We start from the raw sequence: 23,663 nt of genomic DNA, 5'->3' as shown, positions 1-23,663 counted from the left end.
CAAGCCTCCGCTACGTCTGCTCCGAGCGCGGCACCCACTACCAGGCCCACGACGAGAGCAGCCGCAACGATGACGAACAAGCCGGCAGTACTCGGTCAGTACGTCGGCCTGAAGGACAGCAGCATCGACGTGGCAACGTGGACTGTGCGCGACATCCGCGTCGACACGGGGTGCCCGAACGATTCTGTGAGCGCCAACAAGAACGGCCACACGATCCTCGCCGATGTCGAGCTCGTCACTGGCCCTGACTACGAGCCTTCCCAGTTCCCCAATCTCCTGTCTCCGTTCAAGGGGAATGCCTGGTCAATCGTCGGGCCCGACGGCGTGACGGAGACCGCGATCACGACACCCCACAGCTATGGTTGCGCGAGTGTGGATTACCCGGACGCGATGAACTCCGCCTCGCGCTACCAGTTCACTCTTGCGTTCGACAGCCGGAACCCCACGGGCACATTGGTATCCGAGCTTCGCGCCGGCACATCGAGGATCGGTTGGACGTGGGCGTACTAGCCGCGCCCAGCAGGTGGGAGGGCACACCGTGAGCTTGCAGCAAGCTGGCGACCTGATCGGCGACCTGTGGGGATGGTTCACTGCTTCCCGTGTGGCCTCAGGCGCCGCGGTACTTGCAGCTGGCGCCGCCATCCAGACATTCAGACGAGCTCGAAGAGACAGCCAGAGCCGGTCGCGGCCAATGGTGGGAGCAGAGTTGCGACCCGTTCCGTACGCCAACGGGATGGCCGAGCTCGTAGTCCGCAACTATGGGCCCTCGGTTGCCCGAGATGTCTGTGTCACCTTCGAGCCGCCCCTTGGCGATGCGAACAACATGCTGTCGTTCATCGTTCGCCGATACAGCGATCCGATCCCAACATTGATGCCCGGCGCTGAACTCAACAACATCTGGCCACACACAGAGCCGGGTTTCCCGGAGCAGGTCACCGCATCGATCTCTACCAAGTCCAATGACAGGGGTTGGTTCGGAAGGCGAGATCACTATCGCGAGGATTTCGTGCTCGACATGCGCGTGCTCAAGCAAGGGACCTCCGCCACCTCGTCTACCTCGCCTGAAGGCAGGTTGAAGCAGATTGCTAAAGCGCTCGACGCGATTGCAGACAACAGCGCGAAGCGTACGTGAGCGAGCGCTCACCTGCGCGTGAACTATCCCCGACAGTCGCACACAATCTCCCTGACTGGTTCCGGCGCGCACCGCCTCGAAGCATCCGGGGTATCGGTGCTTCGCCAAGTAACGTCGACGGAATCTTGCGGATCTAGTGTCCGTTGCTGCGTGCAACACCGCAGGTCGCACCGGATTCGGTCACAGAGTGGTCACCACTGAACCATCCTGACAACACAGAGCGGCCCCACCCGGATTCATGGGTGGGGCCGCTCTGTGCGTGGTCTATCAGGCAGCGTCGCCTTCTGCGTTTCCGTCGGCCGCTCCGAGGGCGTAGTGCGTACCGATCGAGGTATCGAGGCTCACACGAGGGCGAGACTCAGCCTCACTGATGTACGCGTCGATTGCCGGCGTGATGACCGAGTCGACAGTGACGCTCGCCCTGAGGGCGGCAGCATCGTCGGGGTCGGCGGTGAGGTCGGCGAACCGGCCCGCGATGGCCGCGGCGACCATCTCGGCATGGCCGTCGGCATCACTGGGCCGCCGCCAACGACCGTCTTCCCCGTACGCAACATCGCCGAGACCTGCGGGCCGTGTCTGGTTGGCACGAAGCCACGATTCGGCGAACCGCTCGGCGCCGAGTACAGCGTCGGCATCGGCATTGCGCAGCGCGTCTGCCAGCGGTGTGCCCCTCTCGAGCTGTGGAAGCACAGAGTTGCGCCATGCATGTTCGGTGCGCACGAGGTCGGCCGCCGAGGACGGGTCGAGCTTGGGGCGTGCGTTCGCTGCTCGCCGCTTCGTGGAGGCGGCGAGGCCGCGTGCCTCCTCGCGCAGTGCGGCGAACTGCGGTTCGAGCTGCTTGGCGATGCTCTTGCGCCATTCCTCGACGTACTCGGCGCGTTCGCTGGCGGTCATCATGCGGTCGTTGTTTGCGGCGTCGCGGCGGATCTTGACGAGGCGTTCGCGTTCGGCCTGAAGTTCGTTGGCGCGCTGCTGGATCTGTCGGAAGGTAGTCATTTGAAGTTCTGCTCCTGGTGGGAGGGTGTGCGGTTGTGGTTGGTCAGTCGTCCCAGCTGGGGTTGTCGAGGTTGGGCCAGCCGAAGCCTTCCGGGGGTGTCGGCCACCCGGCGTCGGTCGGGACGAGAGGCGGGTTCGGTCGCGTGTCGTACGCGTCCCGTTTAGGGATGGCCGAAATGAGGCCGAGGTCGGACTTGCGGACCCGGAGTCGGCGAGCGCCGTAGGTTCGTGTGCCGTAGGGGTCGGTGTAGATGCCTTCGGGACTGAGGCGCGAGCCTCCGCTCATGACGAAGTCTCCGGTCTGTTCGTCGTAATGGCAGCCGTAGGCGGGGTGTCCGTCGACGAGGTGATTCACGTAGTGGGGCATGAGGGTTCTCCTGGTGTGTTGTGTTGTTGCGGTTCAGAGTCCGCGTTTCATGATCTCGACCGATGCGCTGTTGCTGTCGCGGTCGACGTCCACCTGTACGTGCAGCAAGGTGCCCTTCACTGCCGCGTTCGCGATCTCCTCGAGCAGCGGCACGACAGCCTCGAAGCCCTTCTCGAGCGCGGCGTGCGAGTTCGCGCCGGTATCGAACTGGCCCGTGAACACACCGTTTTCGTCGAAGCCGGACGCGATGGCGAACGCGCCGCCGACACCGAGCGCGGTGAGCCGCTGCATGTACGCCCGCCGCTGGCTGCCGGTGAGCCCCGCCAACCCCTGGATCGACAGCGGAATGTCGAGCGCTGCCGGTGCGCTGGCACCGGTGTAGCCGCCGAACCCGCCGTTCTCCATCGGTGTCAGCCGGTACCCGAACCGACGGGCGACGGTCTCGGTGATCGCGAGCGACCGGCCCCGCTTCGATGTGGCGAGCGGGATCCACGCCTCTCCCCCGGTCTCCTGCTCGGCGAACTTGTACAGGTTCGCCCCCGCGGGTGCGATACCGGCCTGCCCGTTCTCGATGCCGCCGTTCGCCATGACACGCAGCGCCGCGGAGTAGATCGGGGTGCCGCCGTCCGCGCCGAACGATGCCGGCCAGTTCGTGACGAACACACGTTGCCCGTCCGTCGACAGCGCGAGCTGCCCGTCGCCGGTGTACCCGGTCGACAGTCGCCCGGTGCCGCCGCTGCCCGGTGTCCCGAGGTCGTACTCGTAGCCCGTCGACCCGAGGTTCCCCGACCCGACGAGCTGGTCGAGGGACGGCACCATCGGCAGGTGCATGATGTTGGGGAATGCCCGTGCACCCGCGGCCTGCCCGCCGTACTGGCCGTTGCCGCGGGCCCCACCCATCTCGATGTTCACGCCGTTCGGCAGTGTCGACGCCGCGTGCCCGCCGCCCGGTCCGCCCGGGTCGTCGAGCCACCCGATGTTGAGTGCACCAGCCTGATACCCCTGCTTGAAGCCGCGGGCGGTGAGCGCCACCCCGGCGTTGCCGGTGGCGAAGCGGCCACCGGTGTCCGGGTCGCCGTACACCGCCATGTTCGCGAGCCGCGACGCGGCACCGGTGCAGTCGGTGTTCCAGCCGTCGCCCCATCCACCGAACACGTACGTCGCGCCCTCGATGCCGCGGGCCTTCGCGTCGAGCGTGTCCGGGTCCGTGATGCCGCCGTCGGCCATCTTCACCAGACCGAACCCGAACCGGCGTGCCACCTCGTTCAAGATCGACGTGGAGCGTGCACGCTTGCGGCCGGGAGAGAGCGGGATGAACGCCTCTGGGCCGTCCTCGGCCCACTGGTTGATCGTGGAGTGCGCGATCTCAGCCTGGCCGGGGTCGCGGACGTTGCCGAGCGCGTTGGGCACGACCGGCACCGGGCCCTGAATGTTGCTGGCCTCCCCCGGTGATGCGCCCGCCCCGGTCCAGTAGTCGACGCGTACCCGCATCGACCGGTCCCGGCGCAGCCACTCGGCGATGATCTGTTCGCCCTCGTCGGTGTTCGCGGTCACCTTCACCGTCCCGTCCGGGAGGTGTTCGACGTGCAGCCCCAACGCGGTGAGCCGATCCTCGGCGTCCTGCGTGAGCGCGTGCGTGAGGATCGTCTTCGAGTCCGGGACGTCGATGACCTTGCCCTTGAGGACGTCGAGGGAGTACTGCGCTTCCGGCATCCCCGGTTGCGCGATCTGCGTCGCGACGAGGTCCGGCACGAGACCGTACGAGTCGACCAGCGCGACCGCCGCCTGGTTCGACATGCCCGCCGCCCGCAGTTGCTGGATGAGGGCGTCACGGTTGCCGTAGTACTGCTTCGTGAGCTCTTCGACAGTCGCCCCGGCTTCGAGGCCGGTGCGGTTCTGCTCGAGGAACGCGTCGGCCAGACCCCGCAACTGCCCGTCGAGGTCCGGCGGCACAGCCATTCCGGCACGCCAGTCCGCGAGGGACATGGCGGTGCCGTCCGCGGTCACACCGACCGACGCGATCGCGGTGTTCACCTTCTGGATCTCGTCGTTGAACGCGGCCGAGAGTTTCTGGTCACCGGCGAACTGGTTGAACCGCTCCTGCGCAGCATCAACCCCGGGGATCAGCTTGTTGTCGATGAGGTCCGCGCCCTTGCCGAGGTTGTCGGCGATCCGGTCGCCGGTCTTCTCCGCGGCGTCCGCCATCCCGTTCAGCTTCTCCCCGAGGTCACCCGAGTCGAAGTCGATCGGCACGAGGCCGAGGAACTTGAGTACCGGTGTCCACGAGTCGATCCCTTCGGCCATCTCGGCGAGCGACCGCAGGAACGACGCGGACATGTCGGTGCCTGCCTGCGCGAACTCAGCGAGGACCCGCATCGAGTCGGAAGCGAACCCGAGGACGGCCTTCGCTGCCTCGAATGCGCCGTTGCCGATGTCGATGAAGAACTGGATGACCCCGGCACGGTTGTTCGAGATCGTGTCCGCGAACTCCTGGATGTGGGGGCCGAACGCTTCGGCGAGAGCCGCTTTCAGCCCGTCTGCCGCGGTCTGGATGGAGCGGACCGCACCCTCGACCGAGGTCGCGGCGTTGCCGCCCATCACGTCGATCGCCCGCTTCGCCGCGCCCTCGACTTCCCCGAACTTCTGCTTGGCTGCCGAGGGGTCCCATTGCGCGAACGCGCCGATGAAGTCGCCCGCGGTGTCGCCGAGGAGGTCCATCGCGACCTGGTTCCGCTTCACCGGGTCCTCGATCGCCCGGATCGCGTCGAAGACCTGATCGAACGCCGACTCGGCGTCGTCGCCTCCACGCTTGAACGCGTCGTACATCTCGCGGCCGTTGAGCCCGATACCGTCGATCGCCTCGATGATCGTGTCGCCCTCTTCGGTGACGCGGCGCCCGAACTCGCGGATCGCGTCGGCAGCCCGGTCGGTGTTGTCGACGCCGAGGTCGAGGGACTGCGCAATGAGCGCCATCGTCGTCTGCGCCGACAGGCCCGTGTTCGCCCAGCCCGCCGAGTACTCCGAGATGGAGTCGATCAGGTCGCCCTGGCGATTCAATCCCAGAGCGGTGGCTTTGACGATCAGATCGGCTGCCTCGTCGAAGTTGTCGACCAGGCCCGAGTTGATGAGACCACCGATAGCGCGGGCAGAGTCGTCCGCGGTCGTGCGCACGATCGACGACACTCCGTCGAGGGTTTCGATGACCTTCTGCGCCTCGAGTTGCGTCGACCCGGCGTCGATGAACTTGTAGTTCAACGCGAGCTGCACGTTGTCGAGGTTCTCCTGCACCGACTCGCCGAACACATTGGCGTACGCCTCGCCGGCAGCCCTCGCGAACTTCTCTGCCTGCGCTTCGGTGACGCCGGTCTGCGCCTGGAAAATGTCACGTGACAGTTCCTGGGCCATTCCGTCCTGGACGGCCTTCGCGAGCAACGTTCCTGCTGCCAGGCCGAGGGCGGCGATACCGAGGATGCTGCCCGCGATCGGGCCGGTCTTCGACGACAGGCTGCCGACCGCGTCGGAGAACCCGGACAGGAAGTTGCCGCCCGACTTCTTCCCCGCCGCCCCGGCACCGTTGCCGGCGTCGCCGAGGGACTTGTCGAGCTGCCCGACCTCGCGGGCCGCCTGCTGCGCCGCGGTACCGATCTTGTCGACACCGGTCGCGGCCTGCCGTGCACCGACCTCGATCCGGCCGATGTCCTGCGCCGACCCGGTGCCCATCTTCGACAGGTCACGCGTCGCCTGCTGCGCGCCGGTACCGAGACGGTCGGTGCCCTTCGTCGCGTCGACGAGGGCCTTCTCGATGCGCTGCGACTCGGTGCGGGCGGTGTCGCCGAGCCCCTTGAGCCGCTTCTCGTCGTCCTTCGTGGACTGGACGAAGCGGGCGTCGTCCATCGTGAGCCGAGCAACCAGTTCGCCAACATCCAGACTCATCTACATACCCCTTTTCAGTGGATCCGCGACCCGTTTCCTCAGGAGGCGGGCCCTCATTTCCGCGTCCTTCGTGAGCTCACGGAACGACGCAGCAGACGGCTTGAACGTCTTCGCCGTGTTGATGAACCATTCGCACTCACTGAGGCGCGTCTTCGCGTCGGTCCGAACGATGTGCTCCGGGTGAGTGATCGCCGCCGAGGCGGCGAACACCCGACAGGCCGCGAGCGTCATCTCGAGCAGTTCGTCACGCTCGAACCGGTTCAGAATCGAGCGGGCGTGTTCGGTGTCGTCGTTGCAGATCGCGTCAACGACGGCCTGCACTCGTGCTGCATCTTCAGACATGTTGTCCTCCCGGACGTTCAGTGCGGATAGAGAATCCGATGGATGCCCCAGAGCCGCAGGTGAATTGATATGTGGTCACAGCGTGGTCACCTCATCGTGTGGCGCCTCGTCCAGACCGCGCCTTGCCTCCACCGCCTCCGACTCGAGCTCGTCATCAGCAGGTGTGGGTGGCCCAAGCTCGTCTTCGTAGTCCGACTCCGCCGCGAGTCGCATCAGCGCCTCGTGCATCTGGCTGAGCACGCTCTTGGAAGCCTCTGAGCTCGTCATGTCGATGTAGCTGGCCAGGTGCTGGTGGGTCTTGATCAGCCTCTCGATGGCGGCGGCGTACTCAGCCGTCGCCTTCGCATCTGGAAGGTCCAGCACCACACGCTGTGGCCCCGCAGCCGTACTCACGACGATCGTGTGCCGCTCCCACAACCGTTCTCTGATCGCTAACGCGTCGGCCAACGCGGCCTCCGCGATCCGCGTGCGGCTGTATGCGATACGGTTCTTCACGACCGTCGCCGCATAGGGAACACCGGTCCACACGATTCCTTCCTTCTTGGACCATCGACTGACCGCGGCCGGATTCACCCCGAGTGCCCGAGCGATCGAGTTCAGTGAGTCACCCGCCGCGTGTCCCTCACGGATCCTCGCCCCCATCTCTTCCGTGATCTTCCGGGCCGTCATCGACCCTCACCTCCCTCGCTCGTGCGCGAGGAACATTGCGGTTCGGCCGCCAGGATTTCGGTTGTGGCTGCGATGGCGAGGGTGGCGAGGAGGACTCGTGGTATGTCGCCGGGGTGGATGGCCTTGTATGTGGTCGCGAATTCGCGGTGCCGGCCTGCGGCGAGGTGCTCGATGAGCTTGCGTGCAGGCTCGAGGTGCTGGGTGATGGGGCTGGCCGGTCGTTGTGGGTCATGGAGCTCTGTGGGTGAGGTGGGGTTTGCATGTGAGGCATGGGATTCGGCGTCCGTCGTAGTCTTCGCCGAGCCAGCCTCGGTTGCAGCGAGGGTCGTGGATGCTGGGTGGTTCGTTGGAGGGTTCGGGGTCTCCGTATCTGTCGGGCATGGGTTGCTCCTGTGGGTGTCTGGGGTCATCAGGCTCTCCTTTTGCGGCCTGTGCGGATGTGTGCGGCGACGGCGTAGCGGCTGTTGCCTGTCGCCAGTTGTTCGGTTGCGGTGGCGAGTTCGGCAGCGTCGAGTCCGGCTACGGCAGTGCTGAGCCATTCGAGGTCGGTTTGCTCGCCTTCGGGCGCGGTGGCGCTTGCGCCCGCGTCCGGTATGCCAACGAGAGATCCGGCTTTCTGGTGTTCCAGAACTGGTGGAAAGGATCTGGTGTTCGGTAATAGCTGTTGCCGGTGAAACTGAGCCGGATTACCGGTGAAGTGGTCGCTGATTACCGGTGAAACCGTCGGTTCACCGGTAATAGCTGTTACCGCCGAACCGGGTTCACCGGTAGCAGCTGTTACCGGTGAACCCTGGTTTTGCTGCTGGATCAGGCGTTTCGTACGTTGTTCCTCGCGTGCGACGGCACAGACACAGTCGAGGACTCCCCACCCCAGCGTGTACGCGGTGTCGGGCAGGGTGAGCCTGTACTCGTCTGCGAGACCCCCGCTCGGGACACGTCGCGCCTTGTGCGTGAGTTCGATGTATCCGCGGCCGACACCGTCGCGGAGGGCCGTCCGGACGGTCTTCTCCGAGACGTGTCCGTGCGAGCCGGTGGAGGTTCGGAGGTTGAGTGCAATTCCGAGGACGCTCGGGTGCGCTTTGGTGCCGTCTGGGTTGGCGTACGACTCCAACTCGAAGAGGACGCGACGGCTGGCGTCGGTGAGGCCGGGGTCCCGGTTCACCATGCGACGCCAGTCGAAACGCATCGAGTCAGTCACTATGGCAGGCCCCCTCGATCATGTCCGGTTGTGGTCGGTGCCCGCCCGTCCAGGTCTCGCGTCTCGGCCCTGTTGCACCAGGTAACTCCGGACGTCTCACACCGCCTGAATCGCGACAGTCGTTCTGCCGGTGTGTCATTGCAGCCGCTCCCGGATCTCCACTTCGGTGTCGATGCGGATCACGTCACGCCGGAGCTCCTTGGCCTGAGCGTCTGCACGGAGAAGGTCGCGGCAGCGGGTGAGGGCGTCGATGAGGGATTCGAGCTGGTCGAACTCGACGCTCGTGGCGCCGATGTTGGCGTACCGCTCGATGTGGCTGCCTGTTCCGTGGTGGTAGACCTGCGCTTCGACTTCCCAGTCGCCGGAGTCAGCTGTTCGGATGGTGGCGAAGTGGGTGTACTGGTCGATGTCGGCGGGGTGGAGGACGCCGGTGAAGATGCGCGTCGTGCAGCCTGCCGATCGACGGTTGGTAGGGGTGGTGTCAGTAGCGTGCTGTAGCGTGGTCATTGGATCTTCTCCTCCATGTCGAGTGGGGTGGATCGAATGTTTGAGGTGGAGCCCTCGCCCCGGATCGCTGCAACGGTCTGGATTTGGCGGGGGTTTCGTCTTGTCTGCGGCGGATCAGCTTTCCTGGTCACGCGGCTGGTACCCGGCGCCGTCCTTCACCGAGGGCGTCCAGGAGGTCCGCGGTGACGACCCGGTAGGTCGTTCCGAACCGGAGGATCTTCACTGGGAAGTCGCCCGCACGGGCGAGCTTGTACGCAGTCGTGCGACTGATTCCGAGTGCGCGGCCGGCTGTCGGCCAGAGTGCGACCGTCGGGCCAGCGGCCCTGAGGTCATCGATCGTTGTCGAGGAACTGCCCCCGGTTGCCATAACCACTCCATTCGTAGTTTGACGAACAGTGAGCCAGTCGCTCGCTGTTCAACGAGTACAATACAGCACTGTGGAGTATTACGCGACAATCCGCTACAGTTCGTTAAATGACGAATGGAGATTGGGCACGCGAGACCACCTCTCGGGTAGCCGCGGAAGTGCAGCGCCTGAGAGGCGAGCGGACGGTGCAGTGGGTCGCTGACCGAACGGCTGAACTCGGCTACCCGATCAGTCGCTCACGACTCTCCGACCTCGAGCGCGGCAAACGTGGTGGCCTACTAGGTCTCGCCGAGCTGATAGTGCTCGCCAAAGCGTTGGAGGTGCCGCCTGTGAGCCTGCTATACCCGAACCTCGCGCAGAAGGTCGTCGAAGTGACCCCGCAGGTCGAGGCCACCGCATGGAATGCACTGAAGTGGTTCACCGGTGAGGAGCCCCTCATGGACTACAGGCTGATCGACGGGGTCGTCATGGAAGGCATCGAACCGGAGGCATACGCGCACTTCGAGGCGAACGCACAAGCACTCGAGCTCCTTCGTCTGCACGATCGGCTCGCGTCCAACTACCGCGAAGACCAGCAACTCGCCGATCGAGCCTGGGAACGGGCAGGAGGTGCCACCTCTCCCGAAGTCGAGCGCATCGAAGAACGCCTCGATCACCTACAGGCACAGATCCGTGGTGTGCGCGCCCATCTCCGGGAGAAGGGAATCACCGTGCCCTACGTGGTAAGTCCTGCCATCAACAGATCACCCCTGGATGACGACTCAGACGAGCCGTACTGACTGAGTACCCACCGAAGAGAAGGAACGATGGAATGAAAGGCTCAGTTCTCAAGAGATGCAAGTGCCCGGTCGAACGCGACGCTAAGGGGCGGCGAAAGACCTGCCGAAAGCCGCACGGATCTTGGGTTTTCGTCGCTGACATGGGCGCAGATCCAGCGACGGGAAAGCGCCGGCAGGTTCGCCGCTCAGGCTTCCGAACCAGCGACGAAGCCGAGGCGGCACTGACGACGTTCCTCCACGAGGTCGGCACCGGCCAGGTCGCGCACGATGAACGCCAGACAGTCGCCGCCTACCTCGCGACGTGGCTCGAAGCGAAAGAGAACACCGGGACACGGCCCACCACCCTCAAGTCCTACCGGCAGCACATCGACCACTACATCAATCCGCACCTCGGTCGAACCAGGCTCGGCGACCTCCGCCCGCAACAGATCGAACGCATGCTTCGAGACATCGGTCAGCGCAACCACCTGTCGCCTTCCACAATTCGCCGTGTGCACGCGACGCTGCGTAGCGCCCTGACCTCGGCGAAGCGGAAGCACCTCATTTCGGTAAACCCCGCCGAGAACCTCGAGCTCCCTCGCGCAGTACGGCCGCAGGTCCACCCGTGGGAAGCGCACGAACTCGGGACGTTCCTCGACCACGCATCGAACAACCGACTCGGCACACTCTTCGAACTCATGGCCATGACAGGCCTGCGGCGCGGCGAGGCCTGCGGCCTGCGCTGGGAGGACGTCGACTTCGAGCGCAGTCGCATCGTCGTGCGCCAGCAGATCGTCGACGGCATCCACGGAATCCAGTGTCCGTACTGCGGCGCCGAGCATCACCGAATCGCGTTCGGCGCCCCTAAGACGGCGTCAGGCGAAAACAGGGTTGTCGACTTGGACGGAACAACCGCAGGAACGCTACTGGCCCACCAACTGCGACAGCAGGATGAGCGAGAGAACTGGGGCGAGGCCTACAACGATCACGGGCTCGTCTTCGCACGGGAGGACGGGACACCGTTGTCGCCGCAGGCCGTCACGGATCTGTTCGCACGCCTCACCAACGAGGCCGGCCTGAGGAAGGTGCGGCTACACGATCTACGTCACGGGCGCGCAAGCCTGATGCTTGCCGCGGGCGTGCCGATGGCCGTGGTGTCGAAGACCCTTGGGCATTCGACGATCGCGATCACCTCCGACACGTACTCACACCTACTCGAAGGTGTGGGCGCGCAGGCGGCCGCGGCAACCGCGGCTCTCGTCCCTCGATCGAGCCGCGCCGCGGCTCCGCGTGACCATTCGGTGACCACTGGGCCGGATCCGCAAGGTACCGCTACAGTCGCGGGCGCTATCGGTGCAGGTAGCGCGTCTTCTGCCTGTGCCCCCAGTCGGGCTCGAACCGACACTGGGCGGATTTTAAGTCCGCTGCCTCTGCCAATTGGGCTATGGGGGCCGTCGCCCGGCGCCGCGTCGAACAGCCTATCCGGTAGCTGAATGGTCGCTCGTCCAGGAAGCCACACTGGTTGAACGTTCCACCAAAGACCTGGTGAAACCACCACTCGTCGCACGAAACCGACCGTTCGTCGCACGACACTGAATCGAACTGGCGAGTAACCAGCAAACACTCTGTAATTGGCGCACAAGGTTGGGGATTTGTGACAACAACCGGAACCGCAGGGGTGAGGATGAGAAACCTGCTGGACGCGAGCGTCGACGAACTCGACGTCATCGCATTCTGCAACAAGTGCGGCCACGTGCACCGCACCGCCGTACACGTCGGCACCACCGACCGTGCGGTCGAGGTGGTCCGCTTGCTGCTGCGCGACGTGTACGGGTGGTGGACCGACTCGCTCGTCGACCTGTGTCCGGCCTGCGCGCCCCGCTGACGAGGCGCGCCCCTCTCACGCGATCGACAGCGCGATTCCGTCGAGGATGTCGTGCTCGCTGACCACCAATTCGGTGATGCCCGCGCGTGACTCCAGTTCGTCGGCCAGCACCGACGCGACGATCGCGCCGCCGCCGATCACGTCGACCCGCCCCGGGTGCATCGGCCCCAGCGCGGCCCGCTCGGCACGCGGCATCGCGACGAGGTCGTCGCACACCTGACGCAGCCGTGTCAGCGACACCCGCGACAGGTGCACCCGCTCGGGGTCGTACTCCGGCAGGTCGTCGGCCACCGCCGCGAGGGTGGTGAACGTGCCGGCCACGCCCACCCACGTGCGAACGGACTCCGTGGGGACGCGTTCGAAGGCGATGTCGAGGCGCTCGCGCGTGAACGCGCGAGCCGCATCCACCTCGTCGGCGGTCGGCGGGTCGCTCGGCAGCGCACGCTCGGTGACGCGCACACATCCGATGTCGGCCGAGAACGCGGCGTCGACGCCGTCGTTCGTGCCTGCGACCAGCTCGGTGGAGCCGCCGCCGAGATCGACCACGACGAACGGCGCCTCGGACGCGGCGAGCTCGCCGACGGCGCCCGCGAACGACAGCCGCGCTTCCTCGTCGCCGGTGATGACCTCGGCCTCCGCGCCCGGGATCACGCGCCCCAGCACGTCGCGGGTCATCGCGAAGAATTCGTCCCGGTTCGACGCGTCGCGCGTTGCGGACGTCGCGACCATGCGCACCGCGCCGGCGCCGGTGTCCGCGATGATCGCCGCGTACTCTTCGAGCGCGACCCGGGTGCGCTCGATCGCTTCGGGTGCGAACGCGCCGGTCGCGTCGACACCCTGACCGAGCCGCACGATCCGCATCTCGCGGCGCACGTCGCTCAGTGCGCCGTCGGTGCGGTCGGCGACGAGCAGCCTGATCGAGTTGGTTCCGCAGTCGATCGCCGCGACCCTCGTCATTCGTCTCCCCCCGCCCCGTCGGCACTGTCGCTCACAGCACCGTCCGCACCGGGCCAGTCGGCCGGAATCGCGGTGCCGCGCAGTTTGCCACCGTCCGCGCGTGCCGCGAGCGCGACCGCTTCGTCGCCGAGCGGGTTGACGCCGGGGCCCTTCGCGAGCGAATGCGCGATGAGCACATGCAGGCACTTGACGCGGTCGGGCATGCCGCCGCCGGAGAAGTCGGTGCCGAGCGACTCGATCGCGTCGCGCTCGGCGAGGAACGACTCGTGCGCCGCACGGTAGGCACGCGCGAGTTCGGCGTCGCTGCCGAGTCGTTCGGTCATCTCACGCATGACGCCCGCCGACTCCTGCCTGCTCGCCTCGGCGGTGAGCCGCAGGTCGGTGAGGTAGTAGAGCGTCGGGAACGGCGTGCCGTCCGGCAGGCGCGGCGCGGTCTTGACGACTGCGGGAGCGCCGTCGGGCGTGCGGTACGCGATCGCGAGGACGCCTCGCGGTTCGCGGCCCAGCTGACGCGCCACGACCTCGAGATCGTCGGCGGACGGGCCGCCCTCGGGCACGGTCGGTTCGGTCACCCGGTGGGTTCTCCTTGTTCTCGGTCTTCCGGTTCCGCAGGTTCGAGCGGCATCGGTGGTGGAGGTGGCGGCTCGGTGCTCGCGTCGGGCCGTGCCACGGACTGCCACAGATCCGAATACCAGGGCCCGGGCGATCGGCTCTCCTCGGCCGCGACCGGCTCGGGTTCGCGATAGTCGCCCGGCAACTGCACCTGGTACGGCGTCTCCCCCGGGCGCACGAAGCGAAGCCGCTGACGCGCCTGGGTGTCGATGTAGGCGGGATCGGTGTACTTCTCCTCGAGCTTGCGCAACTCGTCGAGCTCACGTTCGAGTTGCGCACGCTCGGTGGCGACGCGCTCGAGGTCGCTGCGCTGAGTGAGATAGGTACGCAGCGGCACCGCGAGGGTGAGCGCCAGCACGAGGACGACCACCGCGAGGATCAGCGCACGCCCCGTCGACAGCCCGAGGATCGTGCGTTCGGGGATGGGCGCACGGCCACGACCGCCGCCCACCCGCCGCGGCCGGGCACGGCCCGGAAGGACCGTGCCCGAGCCGGTGTCGGACTTGCCCGTGCGACCCCGAGCAGACACGTCCGCCGGCCGCGACGAACGGCGACCGGTGCTCGTGTCGGCGTCGGTGCGACGCCGACCGGGACGGTCGCGTCCACCACCTCGCCCACCCGGTCCCGGACCGGGTCTGCCACGCGTGGCCACTCGGGAATCACCTCACTGTCGGATCAGCTCTCGAACGCGAAGCGCGGGAAGGCGACCTCTCCCGCATAGCGTGCGGCGTCGCCGAGGTTCTCCTCGATGCGCAGCAGCTGGTTGTACTTGGCGACACGCTCGCTGCGTGCGGGCGCACCGGTCTTGATCTGGCCCGAGCCGACCGCAACCGCGAGGTCGGCGATCGTGGTGTCCTCGGTCTCGCCCGAGCGGTGGCTCATCATCGTGCGGTACCCGCTGCGGTGCGCGAGGTCGACGGCATCGAGCGTCTCGGTGAGCGTGCCGATCTGGTTGACCTTGACGAGCAGGGCGTTGGCGGCACCCTTGACGATGCCGTCCTCGAGCCGCTCGGGATTGGTGACGAACAGGTCGTCGCCGACGAGCTGGACCTTGTTGCCGATCTGCTCGGTGAGCGCGACCCAGCCGTCCCAGTCGTCCTCGCTCAGCGGATCCTCGATCGACACGAGCGGGTACTGGCCGAGCAGCTCGGTGTAGAAGGCCTCCATCTCGGCGGCGGTGCGCACCTTGCCCTCGAACGCGTAGCCCGAGCCCGCGGTGTAGAACTCGGTGGCGGCGACGTCGAGTGCGAGCGCGACGTCGGTGCCGAGCTTCAGGCCGGTCTTCTCGACGGCCTCGCCGATGACGTCGAGCGCGGCCTTGGTGCCCGCGACGTCGGGGGCGAAACCGCCCTCGTCGCCGAGGCCGGTGGACAGGCCCTTCTGCTTGAGGACGGCCTTGAGCGAGTGGTAGACCTCGGCACCCCAGCGCAGCGACTCCTTGAACGTCGAGGCACCGATCGGGGCGACCATGAACTCCTGGACGTCGACACCCGTGTCGGCGTGCGCGCCGCCGTTGAGGATGTTCATCATCGGGACCGGCAGGATGTGTGCGTTCGGGCCACCGAGGTAACGGAACAGCTCGAGGCCGGACGACTCCGCCGCGCCCTTCGCGACCGCGAGCGACGCACCCAGCAGGGCGTTGGCGCCGAGACGGGACTTGTCGGGTGTGCCGTCGGTGTCGAGGAGAGTCTGGTCGACAGTGCGCTGCTCGGTGGCATCCAGGCCGATGATCGCCGGCGCGATCTCGTCGAGCACGGCCTCGACGGCCTTCTCGACGCCCTTGCCGCCGTAGCGCGAGCCGCCGTCACGCAGTTCGACCGCCTCGTGCTCGCCCGTGGAGGCGCCGGACGGCACGTCCGCGCGCGCGAAGCTTCCGTCGTCGAGCAGCACCTCGACCTCGACGGTGGGGTTGCCACGCGAATCGAGGATCTCGCGCGCTCCGACCTGCTCAATGATGGCCACTTGCTGATTCTCCTTTTGTGGACTGACGCCTCGGCTTGTTCGCGCCTCGCATTGCCGGCCGTGGTGGCCGTGCCCGGTGGCACAGACGACCGGTGTCGGTCGTGCAGGGGACAGCCTAACGGGAGCCTTCTCCGCGGTGCAGAGGGCGCGCCCTGTCACCCCGGACGCGACCCGACCGTCGTCACGGCGCCACACCCACCGAGTACGCGGCCGCGCGGTCACGTACGAGCCGCAGGTACGAGCCGGACAGGTTGTAGGCCATGAGGGCCGAGTACCACCCGTCGGCGGTCGTGAGGTCGCCGCCGCGCTCGCACAGGTACAGAGCCGCGGTGAGCGTCGCGTCGTCGATGCTGTCCGGGTCGGCGATGCCGTCGCCGTTCGCGTCGACACCCCACTGTCGCCACGTCTCGGGGATGAACTGCATCGGTCCCATCGCGCGATCGAACTCGATGTCGCCGTCCATCGCGCCGCCGTCGGTGTCGGGGATCTCCGCGACGCCCGGCGTGCCGTCGAGCGGCACGCCACGGATGGGCGGCGACACGAGCCCCTCGGGCGCGACCGACGACCCGCCGTGGGTGCCGTGCCTGCTCTCGACGCTCCCGATTCCGGCAAGGGTCGTCCATCCGATGCCGCAGCCGGGCCTGCTGCGTGCGAGCACCGCGGCCGCGTACCCGTACGCCTCGAGCGCGGTCGTGCCGATCGACAACTCGTCGCTGCGCTCGGCGGCCCACCCGGCGAGTTGGTCGGCACTGCGCAGCGGCGCATCGAGGTCGATGAGAGGGGTCGGCGCGCCCGGGCCGGGCGGAACACCGTCCGGAATGTGCGGCCGCGGTGTCGGATCGAACGAACAACCCGCGAGCGCAGTCGCACAGGCAACGGCCGCGGCGGCGAGCGCGCGCACGGCGCGGGCTCGGGGAGGCGGGCGCATGTTTCCATCATCCACGAGCGGCTCCCGCAACCGCCGCGCGCGCAGGCAGGCCGTGGGCGACACTGCACTCGTGAGCAGCCGAGGGACACGCGCGCAGGCGGTTCCCACCCTGCAGGTCCTGGGCGGGGTCGTGTCGGTGCAGTTCGGTGCGGGATTCGCGGGCCGCCTGTTCGAGCATGTGGCCCCGGGCGGCGCGGTGTTCCTGCGGTTGTCGATCGCGGCGCTGATCCTCGTGGTCCTCGTCCGGCCGCGCGTGCGCGCCTGGAACACGCGGCAGCGCCGGGGTGTCGTCGCGCTCGGTATCGCGCTCGCGGTGATGAACGGCGCGTTCTACGAGGCTCTCGCGCGACTGCCGTTGGGCACCGCGGTCACGATCGAGTTCCTGGGACCGCTCGTGCTCGCGGCCTCGCTCGCGCGCCGGTGGTGGGACGGCGTGTGGGTGCTCGCGGCGCTCGGCGGCGTGAGCCTGCTGGGGGTCTACGGCGACCACGCGGACGGCGCATGGGATTGGGTCGGCGTCGCATGCGCGCTCGTCGCGGCCGCGGCGTGGGCCGGATACATCGTGGCGGGCTCGAATATCGCGGCGACACTGCCGAGTTCGGACGGCCTCGCGGGTGCGAGCGTGGTGGCCGCGGTGCTCACCGCACCGTTCGGGCTCGCGGCGGGCGGCGACGATCTGCTCGACCCGACGGTGCTCGCACTCGGTGCGCTCGCGGCCCTGCTGTCGTCGGTGATCCCCTACTCGCTCGAACTGCGAGCCCTGCGCGTGTTGCACAAGAAGGTGTTCGCCGTCCTGATCGCGCTCGATCCCGCGGTGGCCGCGCTCGCAGGCGCCGTCGTTCTCGGCCAGACCCTCGCGGCGGGCGCACTCGTCGCGATCGCGCTCGTCGTGTGCGCAGGCGTGGGTTCGGTGCTCACCGACCGCGGCGCGTCTGCGCGGCCGCCCGGTGACGGGGGCCGCGCAGACGGCGGCTAGTGCATCGCGACGGGGGCTGCAGTGTCGCCGACCGGCGTGGCGGGCCGGCGCCGTGGCAGGAAGAACGCGGGAACGATCGTCACCACGATCAGCACGACCGAGAGCACGAAGGTCGAGCCGAAGGCGTCGGCCGCTTGCGCGAGACCCGCCGACACGGCGTCGGGTCCGAGTTGCTGCGCGATCTCGGGCGACTGCTGCGCCGCCACCGCGGGACCTGCGAGTTCGCGCGATTGCAGCTGGTTCGTCAGGACGACCGACATGAGCGCCGTACCGATCGACGCCGACACCTGCTGCACGATGTTCATGAGCGTCGAGCCGCGCGCGATGTTGTGGTCGGTGAGCGTCTGCAACGCGGCGGTCATGATCGGCATCATCGTGCAGCCCATGCCGAGCCCCATCACGAACAGCGCGGGCAACAGGATGCCGTACGACGTGTGCGGGCCGACCTGTGTGAACACCGCCATCGTCGCGGCGATGATCACGACACCGGTCATGACGATCTTGCCGGGACCGATCTTGTCGACGAGCCTGCCCGCGATGGGCATCGTGACCATCGCACCGATGCCCTGTGGTGCGAGCAGCAGGCCCGCGCCGAGCGTGGTCTCGCTGCGCACCTGCAGGAAGTAGGTGGGGAACAGCAGCGCCGAGCCCATGAACGCGATGACGAACAGCGTGGACGTGACGACCGCGACGGTGAGATTGCGGTTGCGGAACAAGTGCAGGTCGATCAGCGGGTGCGACGCACGCAACGCGTGCCACACGAACACCGCCACCAGTACGAGGCCCGCGATCGCGGTGACGAGAACGCGTGCCGACAGCACCGTGCCGGTTTCCGGCACCGAGGACACGCCGAACAGGAACAGCGCGAGGCCGGGCGAGAGCAGCAACATGCCGACGAAGTCGAACGACTCCGAAGGCGACGGCGAATCGGACGGCAGGATCAGGAGCGCCGCGATCAGCGCGACGATGCCGATCGGCAGGTTGATCAGGAAGATCCAGTGCCACGACGCGATCTCGATGAGCCAGCCACCGAGGATCGGGCCACCGATAGGCCCGAGCAGCATCGGAATGCCGAGGACCGCCATGACACGGCCGACACGTTCGGGTCCCGCGGCGCGCGTCATGATCGTCATGCCCAGCGGCATGAGCATGCCGCCACCGAGGCCTTGCAGGACACGGAACGCGATGAGCGACGTGATGTCCCACGCGAAGCTGCACAGCACCGAACCGAGCACGAACAACACGAGTGCCGTGAGGTAGAGGCGTTTGGTGCCGAACCGATCGGCAGCCCACCCGGTCAGCGGGATGACGGTGGCCAGCGCGAGCGTGTAGCCCGTCATGGTCCACGCGACATTGGCATAGTTGGTCTGGAACTCGTGCTGGAAGGTCGGCAGCGCGACGTTGACCACGGTCATGTCGAGGATCGACATGATGGCACCGAGTACGACGACGGACGCGATCCGCAGGACCGTGGCGTCGAGCTTGTCGGAACTGGATCCGGCGCTACCCGACGAGGGCGGTGGTGCGTCGCTGGACGGCGCGGAGCCAGGGGTGTTCGACGAACTCATCGGGGAACTTCTCCTGAGGGAACGAGAGTCGGGCCGGGTCAGGACAGAACCCGGCAAGGCAGGTCGGCAGAGAACGCCGCACCGACATCGAATATGCCCGCCGCGACCGTCGTTGCGCAAACGAATTGCGCACTCGCACAGCTCATTCGGACTTCAATTAGCCGTGCTACCGATATTCGTCCGAAAAGACCGGAATGCCCGGCACTTTCACGTGTCGTACGTCACTACTGAACGAGAACCGCTTTGCCGAGCACCTCGCCCGCTTCGAGGTCGGCCAGCGCACGCGGGGCGTCCTCGAGCGCGTAGCGCGCCCGCACGAGCGGTTCCAGGCCGTTCTCGACGTGCCGCAGCAGGGCCTCGTGCACCTCGCGGTACGCCTCGGGACGACTGCGAAGGAACTCGCCCCACGCGGCACCGACGATGCTGATGTTGCGGAAGAGCACCCGGTTGAGCTTGAGCTCGGGGATCCCGCCGCCGGCGAACCCGATCACGACGAGCCGGCCCTCGGGCGCGAGCACACGCACGGCTTCGTCGAAGGTGTCGCCGCCGACCGGGTCGACGACGACATGCGCGCCGCCCTCGGTCAGCTCACGCACCCGCGCACCCCAGCCGTCCGCGAGCCGCACGACCTCGTCGGCACCGAGGTCACGCAGGAAGTCGTCGACGCCTTCGCGGCGCACGACCGCGATCACCCGCGCGCCGTGTGCCTTCGCGAGCTGGATGCTCGAGGTGCCGATCCCGCCCGCGGCGCCGAGCACGACGACCGTCTCGCCGGGCTGGAGGCGTGCGCGCCGCGCCAGCGCGAACTCCATCGTCTGGTAGTTGATGATCAGCGACGCCGCCTCGGCGAAACCCAGCGAATCCGGAATCGGCAGCACCATCTCGGGCGCGACGGCGACGCGCTCGGCATAACCGCCCAGACCCGCGAACGCGAGCACGCGTGCACCCGGCTCGATCCCGCTGCCGTCGGGTGCCGACAGCACGACACCGGCCACCTCCGTCCCCGGCACGAACGGCGGCTCGGGCCGGATCTGGTACTTGCCGTGTGTCATCAGCAGATCCGGGAAGCACACACCGCTCGCCTTGACGTCGAGCACCACCATGCCGTCGGCGGTGGGTTCGTCGACGTCACGCACGATCGTGGCGGAGGGACCGGACAGTTCGGTGACGACAGCAGCACGCATACCGGCGAGCATAGACGGCGCACCGCCGCTCATCGTGCGAAGAGCCGCCGCTTGCGTTTGCCCGCGACCGCGAGCATCTCCGAGGTGTCGGTGAACTTGACGCGAGGCCGGCCGCTGCCCTGCCCGCGCGAGACCTCCGCGGCGTCGATCGCGCGCCATCCGTCGAAGCCGATCTGCTCGGGCCTGCGGTGACGGAGCAGCCTCGCGACGTCCTTGCGGGTCCCGACGGTGCGCCGCAGCGAGCCCGACTCGAAGTCGTCGAGCAGCGCCCCGACGGTCTCCTTCGCGCACGCCTTGTTCGTGCCGATGACGCCGCTGGGGCCGCGCTTGATCCAGCCGGTCGCGTAGATCCGCTCGCCGACGCGTCCGCCCTCGTTCGGCAGCACGCCCTTCGCGTCGTCGAAGGCGACCCCCGGCACCGGACGGCCGCGGTAGCCGATCGACCGCAGCACGAGCGACGCGTCGAGGTGTTCGTGGCGATCGGTGGCCTGTGCGCGTGCGACGCCGTCCACGTCGACGAGTTCGTTGTGCACGATCTCGACGCCACCGACCCGTTCGGCGCCCTCGGTGGGCGTGATCTCGGTGGGAGAAGCGAGGTACCGGAACACGATGCGCTTGTGTCCGGGGCGCGGGGGGCGTGCAGCGTATTCGCGGGCGAGCTGCATCTTCATCGCGACGGCGGGGTCGTCGAGGAGCGCCGCGCTCGACGGGTCGAGTTCGAGCTCGACCGGATCGATCACGACGTCGACGCCGTCGAGATCGCCCAGTGCGAGGAACTCGGGGTTCGAGTACGCGGCCTGCGCGGGACCGCGGCGGCCGAGCAGCACGACCTCTTCGATGTTGCTGCGGCGCAGCGCGTCGAGTGCATGGTCGGCGATGTCGGTGGCCGCGAGTTCGTCGACGTTCATGGTCAGGATGCGGGCGACGTCGAGCGCGACGTTGCCGTTGCCGACGATGACGGCGCGCTTTCCGCTCAGGTCGAACGTGCGGGAGGCGTAGTCGGGGTGGCCGTTGTACCACGAGACGAATTCGGTGGCGGCGTGCGAACCGGGCAGATCCTCGCCGGGCACGTTCAGGCGGCGATCGGAGGAGGCGCCGACGGCGTAGATCACGGCGTGGTGGTTGGCGAGAAGTTCGTCGTGCGTGATGTGGGTGCCGACCTCGACGCCGAGGTGCAGAGCGAAGTTCGCGCGGTCGAGACTCCACTCGAACATGCGCGTGACCTCCTTGGTGCCCGGATGGTCGGGTGCGACGCCCGCACGCACGAGGCCCCAGGGCGTGGGCAGCCGCTCGAACATCTCGACCTCGATGTCGGAGCGCTCGAGCAGTTCGCCTGCGGCGTAGCAGGCGGCGGGACCGGCGCCGACGATCGCGACACGCAGGGTGCCGAGGTCGCGGCGCGGCGGCGTCTCGGGCACGAGCGGGGCCCACGTCTCGGGCATCGGGTTCGTCTCGTAGTACTCGGCGTTGATCTCCTTGTACCGTTCGAGCGAGCCGAACAGTTTGTCCTCGGGGAAGATCGCGTCGACCGGGCACGCGTCGACGCAGGCACCGCAGTCGATGCACGTCTGCGGGTCGATGTGCAGCATCTCGGTCTGCGCGAACTGACGCTCTTCGGGCGTGGGGTGGATGCAGTTGACGGGGCACGCCGACACGCAGCTCGCGTCGTTGCAGCACGCCTGGGTGATCACGTAAGCCATCGGTCGTTCCTCACAAGCCGTCGCTCGCCCGAGGGGCGGCCACACTCTGTGTGTGACATTCGGTAACAGTTACTACGACTCTAGTGATTCGTGTCTCCGTAGACAAGCGTGCACGGATCGACGGGCCGCGCCGAAGGTGCGAGAATCGACGGCCGTGACCACGAACCTCGCGACGCCGACGCCGGACCCACTCGCGTGCGCACTTCCCGAGCCGCCCGACCCGGCTCGCTTTCCGGATGCGCGGTACTTCGACACGTCGTGGCCCATCCGCACCGGCGACGTCGACGCGTCGAGCCGACTGCGCTTCGACGGCGTCGCGCGCTACCTCCAGGACATCGGAAACGACAACCTCGAGGCGATCGACGCCCTCGACACCCACCCCTACTGGATCGTGCGGCGCACCGTCATCGACGTCGTGCGGCCCACCACCGGTACCGAGCGGGTCGCATTGCGCCGATGGTGCAGCGGGTTCTCGACGAGGTGGGCGGACATGCGCGTGCAGATCACGAGCGAGTCGGGTGCACTCCTCGAGACCTCGGGATTCTGGATCAACATCAGCGGCGAGACGGGCATGCCGACCCGCATGTCGGACGGATTCCTCGCCGGGCTCACGAGATCCACCGACGAGCACCGGCTCAAGTGGAAGCAGTGGCTGCCGAAGACGCCGCCCGCCGACGCGTCGGTGCGGCACTTCCCGCTGCGCCGCACCGACATCGACCCCTTCGACCACGTCAACAACGCCGCGTACTGGCATGCCGTCGAGGAACTCCTCGCCGAACCCGAGTCGGCGCACCTCGCGACCGTGCCGCACCGCGCGGTCGTCGAGTACCTGTCCCCCGTCACCTCGAGCGACGAACTCGTGTTGCGCACCGTGCACACCGACTCGTCGCTCACGACGTGGTTCATGGTCGGCGACACCGTGCGGGCCGTCGCGGCGGTCACGACGCGCTGAGGTTGCTGCGGCGGTCACGACGCGCTGAGGTTGCTGGGGCGGTCACGACGCGCTGAAGTTGCTGGGGCGGTCACGACGCCTGAAGTTGCTGGGGCGGTCACGACGCCCTCAGGTTGTTGTTCAGGGGCTTTCGCCGCGCACCGCATCGAGTGTGCCGAGGTCGCGGATCGCGGCACACGCCCGCGTGACCATCGCCGCGAACATGCGGTCACCGCGCGGGCTGCGGGTGCCGTACGCGCACCCGAAGACCGACACGAGCGGGCCCTGCAGCATCGCGAACCGGTAGTCGTCCCAGCAGTCGTCGAGGGTGTATCCGGCGACGCCGAAGCGCAGCAGCGCATCGTGGTACGCGCGTACCAGCTGCTGTTCGTATGCGCGCCGGTCGGCGACGGCGAGGCCCGTGCCGAGGACGTACGCGAGGTCGCGTGCGGGCAGCGCGAGGCTGAGCGTCTGCCAGTCGACGGCGACGACGCGTCGGGCGTCGGGCGGCGCCGCGTCCCTCACCGTCGGGAACAGCAGATTGTCGAGCCGGTAGTCGCCGTGCACGAGCGCGAACCGCGACGCGCGGGCGAGCGCCCAGTCGTAGGCGACGTCGACGCACTCGGCGAGGGTCGCGCGGTCGCGGTCGTCGAGCAGGTCACCGAGGCCGTCGACGAAGGTGTCGGTCGCG

Annotated in this window: 22 protein-coding genes, 1 tRNA gene and 1 pseudogene; 7 read left to right on the top strand and 17 right to left on the bottom strand. The window is 67.7% G+C overall.

Annotated elements, in window-relative coordinates; all coding sequences use genetic code 11:
* The first annotated feature begins 69 nt into the window (after window positions 1-69).
* Complete coding sequence (locus HCA44_RS02415; protein ID WP_169646955.1) at window positions 70-510, top strand: hypothetical protein; 441 nt, start codon at window positions 70-72, stop codon at window positions 508-510.
* A 28-nt stretch (window positions 511-538) separates the two neighbouring features.
* The gene (locus HCA44_RS02410) at window positions 539-1,132 is read left to right on the top strand and encodes a hypothetical protein (protein ID WP_169646954.1); all 594 of its coding nucleotides are present in this window, start codon (window positions 539-541) and stop codon (window positions 1,130-1,132) included.
* A gap of 267 nt (window positions 1,133-1,399) precedes the next feature.
* Here the strand turns inward: HCA44_RS02410 and HCA44_RS02405 are convergent, their stop codons facing one another.
* The 7 genes from HCA44_RS02405 to HCA44_RS02375 form a co-directional block, all read right to left on the bottom strand.
* Entirely contained in the window at window positions 1,400-2,128 is a 729-nt protein-coding gene (locus HCA44_RS02405; protein WP_169646953.1) for a hypothetical protein, read from the bottom strand.
* A 43-nt stretch (window positions 2,129-2,171) separates the two neighbouring features.
* Window positions 2,172-2,495, bottom strand: a complete 324-nt coding sequence (locus tag HCA44_RS02400; protein ID WP_169646952.1) for a hypothetical protein — start codon at window positions 2,493-2,495, stop codon at window positions 2,172-2,174.
* Between the two features lie 33 nt (window positions 2,496-2,528).
* Window positions 2,529-6,428, bottom strand: coding sequence for a phage tail tape measure protein (locus HCA44_RS02395; protein WP_169646951.1), 3,900 nt, complete (start codon window positions 6,426-6,428; stop codon window positions 2,529-2,531).
* A complete protein-coding gene (locus HCA44_RS02390; protein ID WP_169646950.1) occupies window positions 6,429-6,770 on the bottom strand; it encodes a hypothetical protein in 342 nt (113 codons plus the stop codon). It abuts the gene before it with no gap.
* Between the two features lie 75 nt (window positions 6,771-6,845).
* A complete protein-coding gene (locus HCA44_RS02385; protein ID WP_169646949.1) occupies window positions 6,846-7,439 on the bottom strand; it encodes a hypothetical protein in 594 nt (197 codons plus the stop codon).
* A 409-nt stretch (window positions 7,440-7,848) separates the two neighbouring features.
* Window positions 7,849-8,604, bottom strand: a complete 756-nt coding sequence (locus HCA44_RS02380) for a hypothetical protein (RefSeq protein WP_169646948.1) — start codon at window positions 8,602-8,604, stop codon at window positions 7,849-7,851.
* A 168-nt stretch (window positions 8,605-8,772) separates the two neighbouring features.
* Complete coding sequence (locus HCA44_RS02375; RefSeq protein WP_169646947.1) at window positions 8,773-9,144, bottom strand: hypothetical protein; 372 nt, start codon at window positions 9,142-9,144, stop codon at window positions 8,773-8,775.
* Between the two features lie 552 nt (window positions 9,145-9,696).
* Here HCA44_RS02375 and HCA44_RS02365 point away from each other — a divergent pair.
* Together HCA44_RS02365 and HCA44_RS02360 are read left to right on the top strand one after the other, a co-directional pair.
* Complete coding sequence (locus HCA44_RS02365) at window positions 9,697-10,290, top strand: helix-turn-helix transcriptional regulator (RefSeq protein ID WP_169646945.1); 594 nt, start codon at window positions 9,697-9,699, stop codon at window positions 10,288-10,290.
* Between the two features lie 32 nt (window positions 10,291-10,322).
* Window positions 10,323-11,426: pseudogene (locus HCA44_RS02360) on the top strand (tyrosine-type recombinase/integrase); the annotation flags it as partial.
* A gap of 221 nt (window positions 11,427-11,647) precedes the next feature.
* Here HCA44_RS02360 and HCA44_RS02355 read toward each other — a convergent pair.
* A tRNA-Leu gene (locus HCA44_RS02355) sits at window positions 11,648-11,721 on the bottom strand.
* A gap of 232 nt (window positions 11,722-11,953) precedes the next feature.
* On the opposite strand from HCA44_RS02355, the gene HCA44_RS02350 reads away from it, so the two are divergent.
* Complete coding sequence (locus tag HCA44_RS02350; RefSeq protein WP_169646944.1) at window positions 11,954-12,154, top strand: hypothetical protein; 201 nt, start codon at window positions 11,954-11,956, stop codon at window positions 12,152-12,154.
* 15 nt (window positions 12,155-12,169) lie between these two features.
* Here HCA44_RS02350 and HCA44_RS02345 read toward each other — a convergent pair whose 3' ends face one another.
* From HCA44_RS02345 to HCA44_RS02325, 5 genes are all read right to left on the bottom strand, one after another.
* Window positions 12,170-13,111, bottom strand: a complete 942-nt coding sequence (locus HCA44_RS02345) for a Ppx/GppA phosphatase family protein (protein ID WP_169646943.1) — start codon at window positions 13,109-13,111, stop codon at window positions 12,170-12,172.
* Entirely contained in the window at window positions 13,108-13,683 is a 576-nt protein-coding gene (locus tag HCA44_RS02340; protein WP_169646942.1) for a DUF501 domain-containing protein, read from the bottom strand. Before HCA44_RS02340 ends, HCA44_RS02345 begins: the two co-directional genes overlap by 4 nt.
* Complete coding sequence (locus HCA44_RS20740; RefSeq protein WP_346764541.1) at window positions 13,680-14,252, bottom strand: septum formation initiator family protein; 573 nt, start codon at window positions 14,250-14,252, stop codon at window positions 13,680-13,682. The genes HCA44_RS02340 and HCA44_RS20740 overlap by 4 nt, the downstream gene beginning before the upstream one ends.
* A 146-nt stretch (window positions 14,253-14,398) precedes the next feature.
* On the bottom strand, window positions 14,399-15,685 hold the full coding sequence (eno, locus tag HCA44_RS02330) for a phosphopyruvate hydratase (protein WP_169646940.1): 1,287 nt from the start codon (window positions 15,683-15,685) through the stop codon (window positions 14,399-14,401).
* Between the two features lie 181 nt (window positions 15,686-15,866).
* Complete coding sequence (locus HCA44_RS02325; RefSeq protein ID WP_169646939.1) at window positions 15,867-16,613, bottom strand: lytic murein transglycosylase; 747 nt, start codon at window positions 16,611-16,613, stop codon at window positions 15,867-15,869.
* Here HCA44_RS02325 and HCA44_RS02320 point away from each other — a divergent pair.
* On the top strand, window positions 16,612-17,589 hold the full coding sequence (locus HCA44_RS02320) for an EamA family transporter (RefSeq protein ID WP_169646938.1): 978 nt from the start codon (window positions 16,612-16,614) through the stop codon (window positions 17,587-17,589). The genes HCA44_RS02325 and HCA44_RS02320 overlap by 2 nt on opposite strands.
* Here HCA44_RS02320 and HCA44_RS02315 read toward each other — a convergent pair.
* From HCA44_RS02315 to HCA44_RS02305, 3 genes are all read right to left on the bottom strand, one after another.
* A complete protein-coding gene (locus tag HCA44_RS02315; RefSeq protein WP_169646937.1) occupies window positions 17,586-19,157 on the bottom strand; it encodes a DHA2 family efflux MFS transporter permease subunit in 1,572 nt (523 codons plus the stop codon). The genes HCA44_RS02320 and HCA44_RS02315 overlap by 4 nt on opposite strands.
* Window positions 19,158-19,381: 224 nt before the next feature.
* Window positions 19,382-20,341: an NADPH:quinone oxidoreductase family protein gene (locus HCA44_RS02310; protein ID WP_169646936.1), complete on the bottom strand. Its 960-nt coding sequence runs from the start codon at window positions 20,339-20,341 to the stop codon at window positions 19,382-19,384.
* Between the two features lie 29 nt (window positions 20,342-20,370).
* Window positions 20,371-22,041 (bottom strand): FAD-dependent oxidoreductase, encoded by a 1,671-nt coding sequence (locus HCA44_RS02305; protein ID WP_169646935.1) that lies wholly within the window; start codon window positions 22,039-22,041, stop codon window positions 20,371-20,373.
* 154 nt (window positions 22,042-22,195) lie between these two features.
* On the opposite strand from HCA44_RS02305, the gene HCA44_RS02300 reads away from it, so the two are divergent.
* Window positions 22,196-22,993 (top strand): acyl-ACP thioesterase domain-containing protein, encoded by a 798-nt coding sequence (locus tag HCA44_RS02300; RefSeq protein WP_169646934.1) that lies wholly within the window; start codon window positions 22,196-22,198, stop codon window positions 22,991-22,993.
* A 120-nt stretch (window positions 22,994-23,113) separates the two neighbouring features.
* Here the strand turns inward: HCA44_RS02300 and HCA44_RS02295 are convergent.
* Window positions 23,114-23,663, bottom strand: a 550-nt coding sequence (locus tag HCA44_RS02295; protein WP_169646933.1) for an oxidoreductase family protein, incomplete at its 5' end; no start/stop codon positions are given.

Source organism: Rhodococcus sp. HNM0569 (assembly GCF_012726205.1).
GTDB lineage: Bacteria > Actinomycetota > Actinomycetes > Mycobacteriales > Mycobacteriaceae > Rhodococcus_F.
The sequence above is the reverse complement of the archived record's forward strand: the minus strand, read 5'-3'. Positions and strand labels throughout refer to the sequence as shown.